General features: G+C 68.5%; 12 protein-coding genes. 10 read left to right on the forward strand and 2 right to left on the reverse strand.

The window, feature by feature from the left end:
* Positions 1-104 precede the first annotated feature (104 nt).
* The 4 genes from AC24R4_RS16935 to pbpC all read left to right on the forward strand — a co-directional run bounded on the left by AC24R4_RS16935 (position 105) and on the right by pbpC (position 9,601).
* The gene (locus AC24R4_RS16935; RefSeq protein WP_092600716.1) at positions 105-584 is read left to right on the forward strand and encodes an Lrp/AsnC family transcriptional regulator; all 480 of its coding nucleotides are present in this window, start codon (positions 105-107) and stop codon (positions 582-584) included.
* Positions 585-674: 90 nt separating this feature from the next.
* Positions 675-6,650, forward strand: coding sequence for an alpha-2-macroglobulin family protein (locus AC24R4_RS16940; protein ID WP_400391470.1), 5,976 nt, complete (start codon positions 675-677; stop codon positions 6,648-6,650).
* A complete protein-coding gene (locus tag AC24R4_RS16945; RefSeq protein ID WP_487523381.1) occupies positions 6,647-7,354 on the forward strand; it encodes a lysoplasmalogenase in 708 nt (235 codons plus the stop codon). Before AC24R4_RS16940 ends, AC24R4_RS16945 begins: the two co-directional genes overlap by 4 nt.
* A 30-nt stretch (positions 7,355-7,384) precedes the next feature.
* The gene (gene pbpC / locus AC24R4_RS16950; protein ID WP_400391465.1) at positions 7,385-9,601 is read left to right on the forward strand and encodes a penicillin-binding protein 1C; all 2,217 of its coding nucleotides are present in this window, start codon (positions 7,385-7,387) and stop codon (positions 9,599-9,601) included.
* 31 nt (positions 9,602-9,632) lie between these two features.
* On the opposite strand, the gene AC24R4_RS16955 is transcribed toward pbpC, so the two are convergent.
* Positions 9,633-10,565 carry a LysR family transcriptional regulator gene (locus tag AC24R4_RS16955; RefSeq protein ID WP_400391463.1) on the reverse strand — a complete coding sequence of 311 codons (933 nt, stop codon included), beginning with the start codon at positions 10,563-10,565 and terminating at the stop codon, positions 9,633-9,635.
* Between the two features lie 122 nt (positions 10,566-10,687).
* Between AC24R4_RS16955 and AC24R4_RS16960 the strand changes: the two genes are divergently transcribed.
* The 3 genes from AC24R4_RS16960 to AC24R4_RS16970 all read left to right on the forward strand — a co-directional run bounded on the left by AC24R4_RS16960 (position 10,688) and on the right by AC24R4_RS16970 (position 13,750).
* Positions 10,688-11,683 (forward strand): aldo/keto reductase, encoded by a 996-nt coding sequence (locus AC24R4_RS16960; protein WP_400391460.1) that lies wholly within the window; start codon positions 10,688-10,690, stop codon positions 11,681-11,683.
* 75 nt (positions 11,684-11,758) lie between these two features.
* Positions 11,759-12,730: a delta(1)-pyrroline-2-carboxylate reductase family protein gene (locus tag AC24R4_RS16965; RefSeq protein WP_400391458.1), complete on the forward strand. Its 972-nt coding sequence runs from the start codon at positions 11,759-11,761 to the stop codon at positions 12,728-12,730.
* A 294-nt stretch (positions 12,731-13,024) separates the two neighbouring features.
* Entirely contained in the window at positions 13,025-13,750 is a 726-nt protein-coding gene (locus tag AC24R4_RS16970; protein WP_153946313.1) for an OmpW/AlkL family protein, read from the forward strand.
* A gap of 73 nt (positions 13,751-13,823) precedes the next feature.
* Here AC24R4_RS16970 and AC24R4_RS16975 read toward each other — a convergent pair whose 3' ends face one another.
* Positions 13,824-14,024, reverse strand: coding sequence for a heavy-metal-associated domain-containing protein (locus tag AC24R4_RS16975; RefSeq protein WP_400391454.1), 201 nt, complete (start codon positions 14,022-14,024; stop codon positions 13,824-13,826).
* Between the two features lie 186 nt (positions 14,025-14,210).
* Between AC24R4_RS16975 and AC24R4_RS16980 the strand changes: the two genes are divergently transcribed.
* From AC24R4_RS16980 to AC24R4_RS16990, 3 genes are read left to right on the forward strand one after another with little or no spacing between them, the layout of a single operon-like run.
* Positions 14,211-16,697 (forward strand): heavy metal translocating P-type ATPase, encoded by a 2,487-nt coding sequence (locus AC24R4_RS16980; protein WP_400391451.1) that lies wholly within the window; start codon positions 14,211-14,213, stop codon positions 16,695-16,697.
* A complete protein-coding gene (gene cueR / locus AC24R4_RS16985; protein WP_400391448.1) occupies positions 16,694-17,128 on the forward strand; it encodes a Cu(I)-responsive transcriptional regulator in 435 nt (144 codons plus the stop codon). The genes AC24R4_RS16980 and cueR overlap by 4 nt, the downstream gene beginning before the upstream one ends.
* Positions 17,129-17,182: 54 nt before the next feature.
* The gene (locus AC24R4_RS16990; protein WP_400391446.1) at positions 17,183-18,094 is read left to right on the forward strand and encodes an alpha/beta hydrolase; all 912 of its coding nucleotides are present in this window, start codon (positions 17,183-17,185) and stop codon (positions 18,092-18,094) included.
* Positions 18,095-18,128: the final 34 nt, after the last annotated feature.

Raw genomic sequence — 18,128 nt, forward strand, 5'->3', positions numbered from 1 at the left:
CTAGCGAGCGGACTCCGCAGGATGGCCGCAAAATCCACGTTATCCGCCGTCTCCGTGCATATAATCCGCACATACACAAAGATCGATGCGGGATATATGCGGACATGAACCAAGCCAACCTGGACCCCTATGACCTGGCCCTGCTGGCCGCCCTGCAGGCTGACGGCCGCTCCACCCATCAGCAACTGGCCGAACGGGTACACCTGTCGGCCAGCCAGGTAGGCCGGCGCCTGGCCCGACTGGAAGCCGACGGCGTGATCACCGGCTACCGGGTGAACCTGTCGCCACAGGCGCTGGGGCTGGGCGTGATGGTCTTTATCAGCGTGAAGCTGGCGCATCATGGCGACACCATGGTCGAACGCTTCGCCGAGGAAATCCTGCTGCTCGAAGAGGTGCAGGAGTGCTATTCGGTCGCCGGCGAGGCCGATTACCTGATTCGGGTGGTTGTGGCCGACCTGCCCACGCTGGCCGATTTCACGATGAAGCGGCTGATGCGCGTGCCGGGCGTGGAGAGCGTGCGGTCGAACATCGTCCTGACCGCGCTCAAGCGCGAAGGACCGCTTCCACTGTCACATTTGCGTTAAACCAAAGGACTTCTCCTGAAATGTGCAGAGGCTTGCGCTTGCCACCCGCGCATGTCACGCTCGCGCGGAGCCAATTCGGGAGAAGGCAGCATGATCGGGAGGATCGCCACGGCGGCCACGGCCACCGCAGCAGGTCTGGTATTCAGTGCGTTGACATGGGCGCCGGCCGCATCGGCCGCGCAGATCACGCGTTTCTCACCCGAAGGGGTGAACCCGCAGGTGCGCCAGGTGGCCATCCGGTTCGACGAACCGATGGTGCCGATGGGCGACCTCAAGGCTGCCGCGCCGGCATCGGTGTCGTGCGTGGGCGGCGTCGGCGGCAGCGGGCGCTGGGTCAATGCCACGAACTGGGTCTACGACTTCGAGCGTGACCTGCCGCCCGGCGTGCGATGCACCGTACAGATCACCCCGGCCCTCAAGAGCGTGGCTGGCAAGGCGTTCGCCGGCAAATCCGAATACCGGTTCGAAACGGGCGGTCCGATCGTGATCGCCGCGCGCCCGTCGGGCGGCCAGGTCGAGGAAGACCAGGTCTTTGCGCTGCGCTTCAACGGCGCGGCCACGGCCGGGTCGATCCGGTCCCATGCCTGGTGCCAGGCCGAAGGGCTGGGCGAACGTATTCCCGTGCGGCTGCTGGCGGGCAAGGAACGCGACAGCGTCATCGAGGCGCTGCACTGGAAGGAAGTGGTCAAGCGCGACGGCGATGCCGTGCATCTGCTGGCCTGCCAGCAGCGCCTGCCTGCGGGCGCACGCATGCAACTGGTGCTCGATGCGGGCATTGCCACCCCGTCGGGCCTGGCCACCACGGCGGCCCGCCGCTTCGACTTCCAGGTGCGCGACCCCTTTGCTGCGGGCTTTACCTGCGAGCGCGAGCGTGCCGAAGCTCCCTGCACGCCGCTGCGGCCAATGACCGTCACATTCACCGCGCCGATTTCGCGTAAGGCGGCCGAAGGCATCGTGATGAAGACGCCGTCCGGTCCGAAGACCCCGTCGTTCGATCCGGACGAGGCGCCCGATGCGCCGGTATCCACCGTCACGTTCAAGGGTCCGTTCCCGGAAAAGGCCAGCCTGACGATCGAGGCGCCGAAGGATCTCAAGGACGAAAGCGGCCGGACGCTCAGCAACGCCGACCTGTTCCCGATCAAGCTCACCACGGCGGCGCTGCCGCCGCTGGCCAAGTTCGCCGCCGCGCCGTTTGGCGTGGTCGAACGCTTTGCCGACCTGCCGCGCGGAAAATCGGCAAACGACTATCCGCCGCTGCTGCCCGTGACGCTGCGCAATGTCGAAGCCGACCTGCCCACACTGGCCGTGCGCGCCGAGGCCGGCACCGTGGCGCGGCTCAAGGTCGATGACGACGGCGCCATCCTGCGCTGGTTCGGCATGGTCAAGCGCATGCACGAGAACAGCTGGACCCGCGAGCAGATCGCCGCCATCCGCGCGGGTCAGGCACCGTATTCCGTCCAGAGCCCGCGCAACGCCCCGTCCATCGAGACGCGCTCGGTGTCGCTGCTCGAAGGCGTGGCTGGCGCCAGGACACTGGCCATTCCGAAGTCCACCGACACCACGCCGCGCCCGTTCGAGGTGGTCGGCATTCCGTTGCCCGAACCCGGTTTCCACGTGGTGGAGATCGCCTCGCCGATGCTGGGCGAGGCGCTGCTCGGCAAGAAGGCGCCGATGTACGTGCGTACGGCGGCACTGGTCACCAACCTTGGCGTGCATTTCAAGCTGGCACGTGGCGAGGGCGACGGCGACATGAGCGGCCTGGCGTGGGTGACCACGCTCGATGACGGCAAGCCCGTGGCCAACGCCAGGGTAGCCGTCCGCAGTTGCGAGGGCGAGCTGCTGGGGCAGGGCACCACCGACGCCACCGGCGTGGCGCGCTTCGCCAAGCTGGCCGACCGTCGCTACAAGGACTGCGCCAACGGCATGGACGGCTATTTCGTGTCGGCCCGCATCGCGGCCGACCATGCCCAGGCGCGCGGCAAGGCCGACATGGCCTTTGTCATGTCGGACTGGAATCGCGGCATCGAGACGTGGCGCTTCAACGTGCCCACCGATCTGAGCCCGAAGCAGACCGTGCGTGCCCATACCGTGTTCGACCGCACGCTGCTGCGCGCCGGCGAAACGGTATCGATGAAGCACCTGATCCGTAACGAGACCGCGCAGGGCTTTGCGCTGCCGCAGGCCATGCCGGCGAAGCTGCTGATCACCCATGTAGGCACCGGCCAGAAGTACGAGATGCCGCTCGCCTGGCGCACCACCGCCACGGGCGGGCGCAGTGCCGAGAACGCATTCCAGGTGCCGTCGTCGGCCAAGCTGGGCGTCTACGGCGTGGCGCTGGTCTACGACAACGACCGCACGCTCGATAGCGGCAGTTTCCGCGTCGAGGCCTTCCGGCTGCCGGTGCTGTCCGGCACGTTGTCGGTGACCAAGGACCCCAAGGCCAAGGGCAATGCGCTAGTGGCGCCTGCGGAGGTGCCGGTGGGCGTGGAGATCCACTACCTCAACGGCGGCGGTGCGGCCGGCCTGCCGGTGCGCCTGTCCGCGCTGATGCGCAGCAAGGCGGTGGACTTCCCGGACTACGACGACTACGCGTTCAACCCGCCGCGTGCGCAGCGGCAGAGCGGCAGTGGCGACGAGGAAGACGACCAGGACAGCGAAGGATCGCACGACGAATCCGAAAAGCTCGTGGCCGACAAGCTGCCGCTGACGCTGGACAAGGATGGCAACGGCAAGCTGACGGTGAAGAACCTGCCGAAGGTCGATGCCCCGCGCGATCTGGTGCTGGAGGCCGGCTTTGCCGACCCGAACGGCGAGATCCAGACGCTACGCCAGACGGTGCCGCTGTGGCCGTCGGCCGTGGTGGTGGGCATTCGCGCGGCCAACTGGGTATCGGTCAGCCAGAAGCTGGCGGCGCACACCGTGGTGCTGGATACCCAGGGCAAGCCGGTGGCCGAATCGCCGGTGCAAATCAAGGCACGCGCGCGCATCACCACGTCGGCGCGCAAGCGCGTGGTGGGCGGCTTCTACCGCTACGACAACCGCAGCGAGACCAAGGACCTTGGCGTGGTGTGCGATGCGCGTACCGATGCCCAGGGCCGCGCACGCTGCGAGCTGGAATTATCCCAGGCCGGTGAAGTGGAGTTGATCGCCAGTGCGCGCGATGCCGACGGCCGCTCGGCGCAAGCCGGCACGACGGTATGGGTCACGCGCCAGGGCGAACTCTGGTTCGGTGGCGAGAACCACGACCGCATGGACGTGCTGCCCGAAAAGAAGGCGTACGCGCCCGGCGACACCGCCGTGTTCCAGGTGCGCATGCCGTTCCGCCGCGCCACGGCGCTGGTGGCCGTGGAACGCGAGGGCATCCTCGATACGCAGGTGGTGGAGCTGAACGGCAGCGATCCGACGATCAAGCTCAAGGTCAAGCCGGAATGGGGGCCGAACGTCTACGTGTCGGTGCTGAGCCTGCGTGGCCGACTGCGCGAAGTGCCGTGGTACTCGTTCTTCCAGTGGGGATGGCGCCAGCCGCTGGACTGGTGGCACGCGTTCCGCAGCGAAGGGCGCGAGTACGTGGCGCCGTCGCCGCTGGTTGATCTGTCGAAGCCGGCGTTCCGGCTGGGGCTGGCGCAGATCCACGTCGGCAACGAGGCGTACCGGCTCGACGTGAGCGTGACACCGGACAAGGCGAGCTACCCGGTGCGGGGCAAGGCGCGCGTGACGGTGCAGGTCAGGCTGCCCGACGGCAAGCCGGCGGCCAACGGCGAGGTGGCGCTGGCCGCCGTGGACCAGGCGCTGCTGGAACTGATGCCGAACACGAGCTGGAACCTGCTCGACGCCATGGTGCAGCCGCGCAGCTATGGCGTGGAAACCTCGACGGCCCAGATGGAAATCATTGGCCGCCGCCACTATGGGCGCAAGGCGGTGCCGGCGGGCGGCGGCGGGGGCAAGAGCCCCACGCGCGAGCTGTTCGACACGCTGCTGCTGTGGAATCCGCGCGTGCAGCTGGACGGCGAAGGCAAGGCCACGCTCGAGGTGCCGCTCAACGATTCGCTGACCAGCTTCCGCATCGTCGCCGTGGCCGATCTGGGCGTGAACCGCTTCGACAGCGGCAGCGCCAGCATCGCCGCGACGCAGGACCTGCAGATGATCTCGGGCCTGCCACTGCTGGTACGCGAGGACGACAAGTATCGCGCGATGTTCACGCTGCGCAACACCACGCAGCGCGCGATGACCGTGGAAGCCACGGCACGCGCCACGCTGGTGGACGCGCAGACGCTGCCGGCGCAGACCGTGCAGATTCCCGCCGGCGAGGCCCGCGAGATCGGCTGGGACGTCACCGCGCCCGCGCTGCTGGCGTACAGCCGCAGCGGCACGATCCTGTGGGAGGTGGCCGCCGCCGAGAAGGGCACGGGCGGCGCCAGCGACAAGCTCAAGGTGTCGCAGCAGATCGTGCCGGCCGTGCCGGTGACCGTGCAGCAGGCGACGCTGGCGCAGCTGACGCCGAACCTGTCGGTGCCGGTGCAGGGGCCGGCCGGTGCGCTGGCCGATCCGTCCGGCAAGCTGCGCGGCGGCATGCAGGTGACGCTGCAGTCCTCACTGGCCGGCGGCATGCCTGGCGTGCGGGAATGGTTCCGCAACTATCCGTTCAGCTGCCTGGAGCAGCGATCGTCGAAATCGCTCGGGCTGGGCGATGCGGCGGCCTGGGATGCGCTGATGGCGCAGCTGCCGTCGTACCTCGACACGAACGGGCTGGCGTCGTACTTCCCGCTGCGCAGCGACAGCGAGTCGGGCAGCGAAGTGCTGACGGCCTACCTGCTGGCGATTGCCGACGAGGCGTCGCGCGCAGGGCTGCCGATGCGCATTCCCGACGCACAGCGCGACCAGATGGAGCGTGGCCTGACGGCGTTTGTCGAAGGGCGCATCGCGCCGCCGCGCTGGGCCCCGTCGTCGGCGACGATGGATCTGGACGTGCGCAAGCTGGCGGCCATCGAGGCGCTGTCGCGCAGTGGCAAGGCGCAGGGCCGCATGCTGGGATCGATCCAGATCCTGCCGGATCAGTGGCCGACGTCGGCGCTGATCGACTGGCTGGGCATCCTGTCGCGCGTGCAGGACATCCCCGAGCGCGACAAGCGCATGGCCGATGCCACGCAACTGTTGCGCAGCCGCCTGACGGTGCAGGGCACACGCCTGGTGTTCTCGACCGAGCGCGCCGACAACTGGTGGTGGCTGATGGCGGGCGGCGACGTCAACGCGGCGAAGCTGCTGGCGCTGGCGTCGCAGCTACCGGCCTGGAAGGAAGACGTGCCGCAGCTGGTAACGGGCCTGCTGGGCCGCCAGACGCGTGGGGCGTGGTCGACGACCACTTCGAACGCCTGGGGCGTGATGGCGATCCGCCGCTATGCGCAGGCCTACGAGAAGACGCCCGTGGCGGGCAGTGCGCGTGCCACGCTTGGCGAGGTGTCGCGCACGTTCGACTGGTCCAGGGCGACGCATCAGGACGGCGTGGCCAGCGGCATGGTGGAGCTGCCGTGGCCGGCGGCCTCCGCCAGCGCGCCCGCTGCGCTGCAGGTGGAGCAGCAGGGCACGGGCCGTCCGTGGGCCACGGTGCGGGTGCTGGCCGCCGTGCCGCTGCGCGAGCCGGTGGCGGCGGGCTATCGCATCCGCCGCAGCGTCACGCCGGTGGAGCAGGCCGTTGCGGGCAAGTGGTCGCGTGGCGACACCTATCGCGTCAAGCTCGACATCGACGCGCAAGCCGGCATGACCTGGGTGGTGGTCAGCGATCCGGTGCCCACCGGGGCGACGATCCTGGGCAGCGGCCTGGGTCGCGATTCGGTGATCGCCACGCGCGACCAGAAATCGGCATGGTCCGACTTCACCGAGCGCACGCCCGAGGCCTATCGCGAGTACTTCAGCTATGTGCCCAAGGGCGGGCTGTCGGTCGAGTACACGGTGCGGCTCAACAACGCGGGCGAGTTCGCGCTGCCGCCGACACGCGTCGAGGCGATGTACGCCCCGGACGTGTTCGGTGAAACCCCCAACGCGAAGCTGACGGTGGGAGCGGCCAAGTGAGCTGGATCGCCATGCGGATGCCCCCACGCGTGCGCGAATGGTGGATGGCCGGCGCACTGGCCGGCATCACCTACGGTGTGCTGCTGTTCCAGGCGTCGCTGGAACTGCCGCCCAATACGCCGCTGACCGGGCAGATCGCGTACCAGCCGGTCTGGAAGACGGCGATGGTGCTGCTGCTGGCGCGGGCGGCGTGGTTCCATCGCCCGTCGGCCGAGCGGCGCTGGCTGGTGATCGCGCTGGTCTTCTCGGGCCTGGGCGATTTTCTGCTGGCGCTGCCGGGGCTCCGGGTGTCGTTCGTCGGTGGGCTGGGCGCCTTTCTGATGGCGCATCTGGCCTACCTGCGGCTGTTCGTGCCACTGGGCGGCGACATGCGTCCGCAGCGGCTGGTGGGCTGCGGGCTGGTGCTCGGTGCGGCCGGTGCGTTGCTGGGGCGCTTCTGGCCTAACCTCGGACCGTTGATGTGGCCCGTGACGGTCTATATCGGCGTGCTGGCCGCCATGGCGTGCGCGGCGCTGCTGGCGCGCCTGCCGACGCCGCTGACGGCGCTCGGGGCGCTGTGCTTTGTGGTGTCCGACGCGCTGATCGGCACGGCGAAATTCCTGTCGCCGTTCGACACATACCAGCTCGGCATCTGGTGGACCTACGCCATCGCGCAGCTGCTGCTGGTGGCCGGTGTGGTGGCGGGGCGCGACGCGCACGATTGAGGCATCTGGTGAGGCAAGGCGGGACGAAGCATGCGATGGAAGCGAAGTGCATGGGTGGTGACAAGCCTGTTGCTGTGGTCGGCCGGCGCGGCCCATGCCGTGCCCGGTTTCCGGGAGGTGCGCGACAACTGGCGCAGTGCCGATATCGTGGTCACCGATCGGCACGGGCAGACCGTGGCGCGCGTGCGCGACGACTTCCAGGCACGGCGTGGCGACTGGGTGACGCTGACCGATACCTCGCCGGCCTTGCGCACGGCCATCGTGCTGTCCGAGGACAGGCGCTTCTATGCGCATAGCGGGGTGGACTGGCAGGGCGTGGCCGCGGCGGCGTGGGCCAACCTCTGGAACACGCGCACGCGCGGGGCATCGACGCTGACGATGCAGTTGGCCGGGTTGCTCGATGCCGATCTGCGCGCCGGCCGTGGCCGCAGTTTCGGGCAGAAGATGGGGCAGGTGGTCAGTGCGTCGTCGCTGGAGCGCGGCTGGAGCAAGGATCAGATCCTGGAGGCCTACCTGAACCTGGTGCCGTTCCGGGGCGAACTGGTGGGGCTGTCGGCGATGTCGCAGACGCTGTTCGGCAAGGTGCCGAGCGGGCTCGATGCGCGCGAATCGGCGGTGGCGGTGGCGCTGGTGCGCAGCCCGAATGCGTCTCCGCTGCAGGTGTCGAGGCGGGCCTGCGGCATCTTGCGCGACATGAAGCTGCCGCGCGAATGCGACGGGCTCGACGGCTTTACCACGCTGGTGCTGGCAAAGACATCGGGCGCGGCGGCCGATGCGATGAACGCGCGCCGCGACATCCAGCTGGCACCGCATCTGGCGCGGCAACTGGTGGCCCAGGCGCGGGCTGCGACGCCGGCCGGAAAGCCGCTGCCGCCGCGCATCGTATCGACGCTTGACGCCGAATTGCAACGCGTGGCGGCGGACAGCCTCGGCCGGCATCTGCGCGAACTGGCCGGCCGCAATGCCGAGGACGGTGCGGTGGTGGTGATCGACAACGCCAGCGGCGACGTGCTGGCCTATGTGGGGTCGTCGGGCGTGCTGTCGGCGGCGGCACAGGTCGATCATGCGGCCGCACTGCGGCAGGCCGGATCGACGCTGAAGCCGTTCCTCTATGCGCAGGCGATCGAGGAACGCCGGCTTACCGCCGCATCGTTGCTCGACGATCGCCCGGTCAACCTGCCGACCGGCGGCGGCCTCTATATTCCGCAGAATTACGATCATCGCTATGCCGGCTGGGTCAGCCTGCGTGCCGCGCTGGGGTCGTCGCTCAACGTGCCTGCCGTGCGCACGCTGGTCATGGTGACCCCGCATCGCTTCCATCGCCGCCTGGTGTCGCTGGGGCTGCCGCTAACGCAGTCGGGCGATTACTACGGCTACAGCCTGGCGCTGGGCAGTGCCGATGTGTCGCTGCTGTCGCTGACCAATGCGTATCGTACTTTCGCCAATGCGGGCGCGTACTCGGCACCGCGCATGACGGCGGGTGCCGCGATGCCCGCGAAGCGTGCGGTGATGACAGCCGATGCGACGTATGTGATCGGCGACGTGCTGTCGGACCGCCATGCGCGGGCGCGCACGTTCGGGCTCGACAGTCCGCTGACAACGCGTTTCTGGACGGCGGTGAAGACCGGCACCAGCAAGGACATGCGCGATAACTGGTGCGTGGGATGGTCGCAGGCCTATACGGTAGGCGTATGGGTGGGCAACGCGAGCGGCGCGAGCATGCACGACGTGTCCGGTGTATCGGGCGCGGCGCCCGTGTGGCACGAAGTCATGGAGGCGCTGCACCGGGGCAAGCCGAGCCGGGCGCCGGCGATGCCGGCCGGTGTGGAGCGCGTGGCGCTGGATTTCGAGGACGACCTGGAGCCCGCGCGTGACGAGGTGTTTCTGACGGGTACGGCCGTGCCGCACATCCGCATCGGCAAACCCGGCAAGACATCAGGCACGCCGGCGATTGCCAGCCCGGCGGACGGCACGATCTTCGCGCTCGATCCCGATATCCCGCCGGCGGCGCAACGGGTCTGGTTCCATGCCGACGGGCTGACCGGCCAGACCGCCAACGCCGTGACATGGCGCATGGACGGCAAGCCGCTGGGCAAGGGGGGCCAAGTGGGCTGGCTGCCATGGCCGGGACGGCATCGTGTGCAGCTGGTGGATGCCGGCGGCAAGGTGGTGCACGAGATCGGCATCGAAGTGCGCGGCGCCAGCGTGCGCGAGACCACGGCGCAGAAGGCGTCGCTGCGGCGCTGATGCCCGCTGATGCCGCGCGGCCGGCCGGAGGCTACAGCGGGGATTGCGGCAGTTCGCGCGCCTTGAGGAAATCGACGAACACGCGCAGCTTGGGCGGCATCAGCGCGCGGCTCGGGTAGTAGAGGTAGAAGCCCGAGAACGGCGGCGTCCAGGCATCGAGCACGGTGACCAGCGCCCCCGACGCCAGCGCCCCGGCGATATGGTGCGGAAACTCGTACACCAGCCCCAGCCCTGCCAGCGCGGCCTGATGCAGCATGGTCTTGTCGTTGGCGATCAGCGCGGGGCGCGTGTCGACGGTGAACGGGCGGCCGCCCGCGCGCGAAAACTCCCAGCGGTACATCGACCCCGTGGGCCCGAAACGATATTGCAGGCAGGCATGCCGATGCAGGTCATGGGGCGTTTCCGGCGTGCCATGGGCGGCCAGGTAGTCGGGCGAGGCGGCTACCACCATGCGCAGCGGGCCTGTGACAGGAATCGCGACCATATCCTGCTGCAGGGCTTCGCCCAGGCGCAGGCCGGCATCGAACCCTTCGGCGATCAGGTCGATGAAGCGGTCGTCGGTCACCAGGTCGACGCATATCGACGGGTACGCACGCATGAAATCGGTCAGGATGGGCCGCAGCGCGATGACCACGGCCGAATGCGAACTGGTGAGCCGCAGCGTGCCCACCGGTACGTCGCGCTGCTGGCGTACGTCGTCGGTGGCGGCATGGATTTCGGCCAGCGCCGGTGCCACGCGCGCCAGCAGGGCCGCGCCAGCCTCCGTCAGGCCCACGCGGCGCGTCGTGCGTTGCAGCAGGCGCACGCCAAGCCGGTCTTCCAGATGGCGCACGGTCTGCGAAATGGCCGATGGGCTGACGCCCAGGGCGGCGGCGGCCGCGGTGAAACCGCCAAGCTGCGCCACGCGCGTGAAGGCGGCCAGTGCGGGCAGGGAATCGGGGTCGATTGTGAAGTCAGGCTTCATGATGCGTGCAGCGTAGCACGCTGTTTCCCAATGCGGGGGATGGCGATACTGGCGCTCATCCGGTTGGGACGCTCTCGTTGTGCTGGTGCCCGCCGTGACCTGAAACCACAAGGAGTTTCCCGATGACCGCAATGCGCAAACTGGGGCAGGTTGGCCCCGAAGTCTTTCCCCTGGGCCTGGGCTGCATGGGCATGAGCGAGTTCTATGGCGACCACGACGACGCCGAATCCATTCGTACGATTCATTACGCTATCGATAAAGGCGTAAACTTTATCGATACGGCGGATATCTATGGTCCGCACACCAACGAGCAGCTGGTGGGCCGGGCATTGGCCGGACGCCGTGACAAGGTAGTGCTGGCCACCAAGTTCGGCATTGTGCGCGATCCCACCAATCCGGGGGCGCGCGGCGCCAATGGGCGTCCCGAGTATGTGCGGGCGTCTTGCGATGCCAGCCTGAAGCGGCTGGGCGTGGATCATATCGACCTGTACTACCAGCATCGCGTGGACCCGGACACGCCCATCGAGGAGACCGTCGGCGCGATGGCTGATCTGGTCAAGGCCGGCAAGGTGCGGTGGATCGGGCTGTCCGAGGCCGGCACGGCCACCATCGAGCGCGCCCATGCGGTGCATCCGGTGACGGCCCTGCAGACCGAATACTCGCTGTGGACACGCGACGTGGACGAGAACGGCATCCTGGCCACCTGCCAGCGGCTGGGCATCGGCTTTGTGCCATACAGCCCGCTGGGGCGCGGCTTCCTGACCGGGGCCATCCGTACCCCCGACGATTTCGCGCCGGACGACTACCGCCGTACCAATCCGCGCTTCACGGGCGAAAACTTCGCGCGCAACCTGAAGCTGGTGGATGCCGTGCGCGAGCTGGCGGCAGCCAAGGGATGCACGGCGGCGCAACTGGCGCTGGCGTGGGTGCTGACGCGCGGCGAGCAGGTGGTGCCGATTCCCGGCACGCGCCGTATCGCCAATCTCGACGACAACCTGGGCGCACTGAACGTCACACTGTCGGCGCGGGATCTGGCCGACATCGAGGCGGTGTTCCCGCTGGGCGCGGCGGCGGGTACGCGCTACGCCGAACAGGTGATGTCGCTGCTGTCGCGATGATCGGTGTCCGGCAACGGGGCCGGCCGGGTGACAATGTCGGCTTTCGCCTCTTTTTGCCTGTACGGGCCCCCACCGATGACTGTCGAGCCGACCGCCCCCCTGTCTGCCCTGGATGCCGCCGCCACGGCGGCACGCCTGCCGTATCCCGCGCTTGCCCGGGCCATTGCATCGATGCTGGGCGAACTGCGCGACGGCACCGCGATGGCGCCGCCGCGCATTGCGCTGCCCGTGGGCGACGCCGCGCGCGGGCAGGGCACGCTGCTGGTGATGCCGGCGTGCAATCGCGACATCGTGATGACCAAGAACATCACCGTGCATCCCGGCAATCCGCAGCGGGGCCTGCCCAATATCCTCGGCGAAGTGGTCGTGGCCAACGCGCATACCGGCGAGCGGATCGCCATGCTCGACGGCCCGACGGTCACCGGGCGGCGCACCGCCGCCGTATCGTTGCTGGCAGCGCAATCGTTCGCACCGATGATTGACGGGGAACTGCTGATCGTCGGCGCGGGCGTGCAGGCGCAAACCCATCTCGAAGCGTTCGTGGCTGGCCTGCCCGTGCGCAAGGTCTGGCTGCAGTCGCGCACGCGCGACAAGGCCGACGCGCTGGCTGCGCAAGCGCGGGCGCTGGGCGTGGCCGCCGACGTGATCGACGATGTCGCGGCGGTGCTGCCCCGGGTGTCGATGGTGGTCACCGTGACATCGAGCCGGACGCCGGTGCTGCCCGATCTGGACAGCGGCCTCTGGACCGACCGCCATTTCGTGGCGGCCGTCGGCGCATTCCGGCCCGACATGTGCGAACTGCCGCCGCAACTGTGCCAAACGGCATCGGCGCGGGGCCGCCTGCTGGCCGACACGCTGTTCGGTATCGAGGACGAAGCAGGCGACCTGCTGCAGGCGGGCATCGACTGGAACACGGTGCAGCCGTTCGAGACGGCCATCCTCGACGCCGACACCCTGCGTGCGCGAACGGGCAGTCCGCTGGTGTTCAAGAGCGTGGGCTATGCGCTGTGGGACCTGGCTGCCTGCATCCTGGCCAGCCAGAAGTGACGCGGGGCTGGCGCCCGCCTCCCGTCCGAACGGCTGTTTGAGCATTCGGCTATGCAGTCAAAAAACCACTCGCAGTGAGTGGTTTTTCATTTGTGAAACAGAACCGTTGTGCTGACGCGTCGTTTTGGATGCAAAAACGCCGAAATCCGTGTCCGCCTTTTGGGTTAACCCTGTCTTTAGGGCATTTCTTCTATCATCCCGCCCCGTGTATGAAACAGTCCGCGCAAGCGCCGCAGGATAATTGCCGCCAGCAGTGGCTGTATTCAGAAGAAAGAGGACGGAGTAAGAGGAACAATGAAAAAGATCTATAAGAACATGCTGATGGCGGGTGCCGCCATGGCAATGGCTGGCGCCGCACAGGCCCAGTCCGCGGGCACGAACGTGGTGAGTCTTGGCTGGATGCGCGTGATGCCGACGGGCGACTCGCAACTGCTGACGATCGATTCGATCGGTGGCCGTCCGGCTGGTGTGCAGCGCCCGAACACCGGCGCCAAGATCGACGGCGCGGATACCGCCGGCCTGACGTTCGGGCACTTCTTCACCGACAACATTTCGGCCGAATTCGTCGTGGGCATCCCGCCCCAGCACGATGTCAGCGGCGACCGCGGCTATGCCCAGTACGGCAAGCTCGGCGAAGTGCGTCAATGGAGCCCGGCGATCGTCGCCAAGTGGCATTTCTTTGACGCCAAGACCAAGTTCCGCCCGTACGTCGGCGTGGGTGTGAACTACACCTGGTTCACCGGCGAGACGGTTACCAACCAGACCTTCGTGCAGCGCGAGTTTGGCCCGGGCTCGACCATGACGGCGACCGCCAGTTCGTCGTGGAACCCGGTGTTCAACGTCGGCGCGAACTACGCGATCAACGAGAAGTGGTTCCTCGGCTTCTCGGTGTCGTACGTGCCGATCTCGTCCACGGCCCACTTCACGACCACGCTGGCCAATGGCGCCAAGGTCGAGTCGCACACCAAGATCAAGATCGATCCGGTCGTGACGTTCCTGCACGTCGGCTACAAGTTCTGATCCGTCACGGACCAGACGCCAGATGGCGAAAAGGGCACCCGAGGGTGCCCTTTGTCATTGGCGCGACCCGATATCAGGCCGCCGACTTCACCGGATAGCCGGCATCCTCGATGGCTTGCTGCAGCGCCTGGCGATCCGCGGCCGATTCGACCTTGACCGACTGGGCCGGCACGTCGGCGGCCACCTGGGCGGCCGGATCGACGGCCTGCACCGCGCGGGTGATCGCGCCGACGCAGTGGTTGCAGGACATGCCTTCGACCTGGAACTGGATCATGGTGTGACTCCTTGTGAACGATTTGAGACCAGAAACGACTTCGGAAGCAGTATGAACCTTCCCACCGTGGGAAGCGCAAGCCCGCGATGGTGACGCGGAAATAACGCCGCCGGCCTTGACCTTCCAATGATGGTAAGGTCCACAGTACAGTTGTCGCGCCCCCGTGCGCCTTGCCGGATTTCGCCCATGTCCACCCCTGCGTCGTCCCTGAGTCCCGTCCCGAACACCACGCCGAATGCGGCCCGGCATGCCGTTGGCGCGGCCGAGTGGCGCCTGCCTGTCGAGGGCATGACCTGCGCGTCGTGCGTGGGCCGTGTCGAGCGGGCGCTGGCGAAGGTGCCCGGCGTGCATGACGTGGCCGTCAACCTGGCCACCGAGCAGGCCACGCTCCATGTCGACAGCGGCGCCGCACTCACCGCCGCCGCGCAGGCCGTGGCCGATGCGGGCTACGACGTGCCGCGCGACGAGGTCGAGCTCGACATCGCGGACATGACTTGCGCGTCATGCGTGGGCCGCGTGGAGCGTGCGCTGCGTGCCGTACCGGGCGTGCAGGACGCCCAGGTCAACCTGGCGACCGAGCGCGCCACGGTGACGGTGCTGCGCGGCACAGCCGATGCCGCGGCACTTGCCGAGGCCGTGGCGCGCGCCGGATATGGCGCCAGGCCGGTGGTCGATGCGGCAGCCGCTGCATCGGGTACGGAAGCGCGGCGCACCGATTTCTGGTCCGGTCCGTGGCCCGTGGCGATCTCCGCCGTGCTGTCGCTGCCGCTGGTGGCGCCGATGGTGCTGGAATGGTTCGGCATCCACGCGATGCTGCCGGGCTGGCTGCAATGGCTGCTGGCCACGCCGGTGCAGTTCGTGTTCGGCTGGCGCTTCTACAAGGCCGGCTACAAGGCCGTGCGCGCCCGTGCCGGCAATATGGACCTGCTGGTGGCACTGGGTACGTCGGCCGCGTATGCGCTGTCGATCTGGCAGATGTTCGATGCCGAGCCCGGCGCCATGCCTCACCTGTACTTTGAAAGCGCCGCAGTCGTGATCACGCTGGTGCGGCTTGGCAAATGGCTGGAAGTGCGCGCCAAGCGCCAGACCGCCGATGCCATCCGCGCGCTGGCCGCCCTGTGCCCCGATACGGCGCGCGTGGTCCGCAGCGGCGTGGAGCAGACCGTGCCGCTGGCCGACGTGCGCGTGGGCGACGACATCATCGTCCGGCCCGGCGAGCGGATTCCGGTCGATGCCGAAGTGGTGTCCGGCGCCAGCCATGCCGATGAATCGATGCTGACCGGCGAGTCGCTGCCGGTGCCGAAGCAGCCGGGCGACCGCCTGACCGGTGGATCGATCAATTTCGAGGGCCTGCTGGTGGCGCGTACCGTGGCCGTGGGTGCCGAGACGGTGCTGGCCAGGATCATCCGCATGGTCGAGCACGCGCAGGCGGCCAAGGCGCCGATCCAGCGCATGGTGGACCAGGTCAGCGCGGTGTTCGTGCCCGTGGTGCTGGGCATTGCGCTGGCCACGCTGCTGGGCTGGGGCGTGATTGCCGGCGACTGGAGCCAGGCGCTGCTCAACGCCGTGGCGGTGCTGGTGATCGCCTGCCCCTGCGCGCTGGGCCTGGCCACGCCGACCGCGATCATGGCGGGCACTGGCGCCGGTGCCCGCGCGGGCATCCTGATCAAGGACGCCGAGGCGCTGGAAGTGGCGCATCGCGTGTCGATCGTGGCGTTCGACAAGACCGGCACGTTGACCGTCGGCAAGCCCGAGGTGGTGGCGCTGCAGGCCGCCGATGGCGATGACAACGCACTGCTGGAAAAGCTCGCGGCATTGCAGGCCGGCAGCGAGCATCCGCTGGCACGCGCCGTGGTGGCGCTGGCGGCCGAACGCGGTATCGCGGCGCCCGTGGCCAGCGACGTGCGCGCGCTGCCGGGCCGCGGCATTGCCGGCGTGGTGGCGGGGCAGGCGCTGCAACTGGGCAGCGAAGGGCTGCGCGCGTCGCTGAACGCCGATGCGGGTGCGCTGCAGGCCGATGCCGAACGGCTGCGCGGCGAAGGGCGCACGGTATCGTGGCTGATCGACGCCGCGACGCCTTCCGTGCTGGGGCTGGTGGCGTTTGGCGATGCGCTGAAGCCGGGCGCGGCGGCCGCCATCGCACGGCTGCGCGAGGCCGGCATCCGCACCGTGATGCTGACCGGCGATAACGCCGGCGCGGCGGCCCGCGTGGCCAGCGTGCTGGGTCTGGACGACGTGCAGGCCGAGGTATTGCCCGGGGACAAGGCCGCCCGCGTGACGGCGCTGCGGGCTGACGGCAAGGCCGTGGTGGCGATGGTGGGCGATGGCATCAACGACGCGCCGGCGCTGGCGGCGGCCGATGTCGGCATCGCGATGTCCACGGGTACCGACGTGGCGATGCACGCCGCCGGCATCACGCTGATGCGTGGCGATCCCGCGCTGGTGGCCGATGCGCTGGCGGTGTCGCACCGCACCGTGCGCAAGATCCGCCAGAACCTGTTCTGGGCCTTTATCTACAACGTGATCGGCATACCGCTGGCCGTGGCGGGGCTGCTCAACCCGGTGGTGGCGGGCGCCGCGATGGCGTTCTCCAGTGTCAGCGTGGTCGGCAACGCGCTGCTGCTGCGCCGCTGGCACCCGCTGGCGGGCCAGCAAGCCAAGGAGGCAAGATGAATATCGGAGAAGCGGCGGACGCCTCGGGCGTATCCGCCAAGATGATCCGGCACTACGAATCGATCGGCCTTGTCGATGCGCCGCCGCGCAGCGAGGGCGGCTATCGCCGCTACGACGAACGCGCGGTGCATACCTTGCGCTTCGTGCGGCGCGCCCGTAATCTCGGCTTCTCGCTCGACGAGATTCGCAACCTGCTGTCGCTCTGGCATGATCGCGGGCGGGCCAGCGCCGACGTGAAGGCGCTGACGCTGCGGCACGTGGCGGAGCTGGAGGTCAAGATTGCCGAGCTGGCCGCCATGCGCGACACGCTGCGCGCACTGGCCGAGGCCTGCAGCGGCGACGACCGGCCCGATTGCCCGATCCTGTCCGACATGGCGTCGGAGGCGTCGGAAGGGTCGGAAGGGTCGGGTTGTCCGGCATGCCACGCCTGAACGCAGGCCCTCCGCAGCATCACGACAAGCAGGTCCCAACAAGGAGAGATTGGGATGAACGAGCCTGTGACCGCCTTTGCGCTGGCTTCCGCGCCGGCGCCCGCCATCGCGCCGACCGAATCGCGCCAGCGCATGCGCGATGGCACCGAACTGCTGCTGCGTACCTGGCTGCCCGATCCGCAGCAATTTCCCGAGCCCCTTGGCACCGTCCTGCTCGTGCACGGACTGGCCGAACATAGTGGCCGCTATCCGCATGTTGCGGCCGCGTTGTGCGCGCTGGGGCTGCGCGTGCGGGCCTACGACCACCGGGGCCATGGCGCGAGCGGCGGCCCGCGCATGGTGGTGCCGCATCCCGACAGCTATCTCGACGATCTGGCCGAAATCCACGATGCCGCAGTGCGGCAATGGCACGAACTGCCGATCGTGCTGGGCCACAGCATGGGTGGCCTGGTGGCGGCACGATTTGCGACGGCCCGCGTGCGGCCGATCCGGGCGCTGATCCTGTCGTCGCCGGCGCTGGCGTTGAAGTTGTCCAACACTATGCTCACGCTGCATCGCGTGCTGCTGGCGCTGGTGCCGCATATGCGCGTGCCGAATCCCATCGACGCCCATCTGCTGTCGCACGACCCCGAAGTGGCGCGGGCCTATCGTACCGATCCGCTGGTGCAGGGATCGATCAGGGCCAGCGTGCTGGAGTCGTTCCTGCGCGGCATGGCGCAGGCCCAGGCCGATGCGCCGCGGCTGGAAGTGCCGATGCTGATGCTGGTGGGCGGCGCAGACCGCATCGTCGATCCGCAGGGTAGCCGTACCTTCTTCGGCCACGCGCCGGAGGGCCTGCGCGAAATGGCCTGGTTCGAGACCGGTTTTCACGAGATTTTCAACGAGGCCGAGCCGTTGCGCGGCGCGGTCTTCGCGGCACTGACCGACTGGCTTCGCCGGCACCTGGAGAATCCGGCAAAGCCCTGACGACGGCCGCTGCCAAGTCGTGCGATGATGCCCG

It is taken from the genome of Cupriavidus sp. CER-90 (assembly GCF_057652055.1).

What these genes read in the sequence shown, in the direction of transcription:
- AC24R4_RS16940 (WP_400391470.1), top strand. Translation starts at nt 675, where the DNA reads ATGATCGGGAGGATCGCCACGGCGGCCACGGCCACCGCAGCAGGTCTG.
- AC24R4_RS16990 (WP_400391446.1), top strand. Translation starts at nt 17,183, where the DNA reads ATGAACGAGCCTGTGACCGCCTTTGCGCTGGCTTCCGCGCCGGCGCCC.
- AC24R4_RS16970 (WP_153946313.1), top strand. Translation starts at nt 13,025, where the DNA reads ATGAAAAAGATCTATAAGAACATGCTGATGGCGGGTGCCGCCATGGCA.
- pbpC (WP_400391465.1), top strand. Translation starts at nt 7,385, where the DNA reads ATGCGATGGAAGCGAAGTGCATGGGTGGTGACAAGCCTGTTGCTGTGG.
- AC24R4_RS16980 (WP_400391451.1), top strand. Translation starts at nt 14,211, where the DNA reads ATGTCCACCCCTGCGTCGTCCCTGAGTCCCGTCCCGAACACCACGCCG.
- AC24R4_RS16960 (WP_400391460.1), top strand. Translation starts at nt 10,688, where the DNA reads ATGACCGCAATGCGCAAACTGGGGCAGGTTGGCCCCGAAGTCTTTCCC.
- AC24R4_RS16935 (WP_092600716.1), top strand. Translation starts at nt 105, where the DNA reads ATGAACCAAGCCAACCTGGACCCCTATGACCTGGCCCTGCTGGCCGCC.
- AC24R4_RS16975 (WP_400391454.1), bottom strand. Translation starts at nt 14,024, where the DNA reads ATGATCCAGTTCCAGGTCGAAGGCATGTCCTGCAACCACTGCGTCGGC.
- cueR (WP_400391448.1), top strand. Translation starts at nt 16,694, where the DNA reads ATGAATATCGGAGAAGCGGCGGACGCCTCGGGCGTATCCGCCAAGATG.
- AC24R4_RS16955 (WP_400391463.1), bottom strand. Translation starts at nt 10,565, where the DNA reads ATGAAGCCTGACTTCACAATCGACCCCGATTCCCTGCCCGCACTGGCC.
- AC24R4_RS16965 (WP_400391458.1), top strand. Translation starts at nt 11,759, where the DNA reads ATGACTGTCGAGCCGACCGCCCCCCTGTCTGCCCTGGATGCCGCCGCC.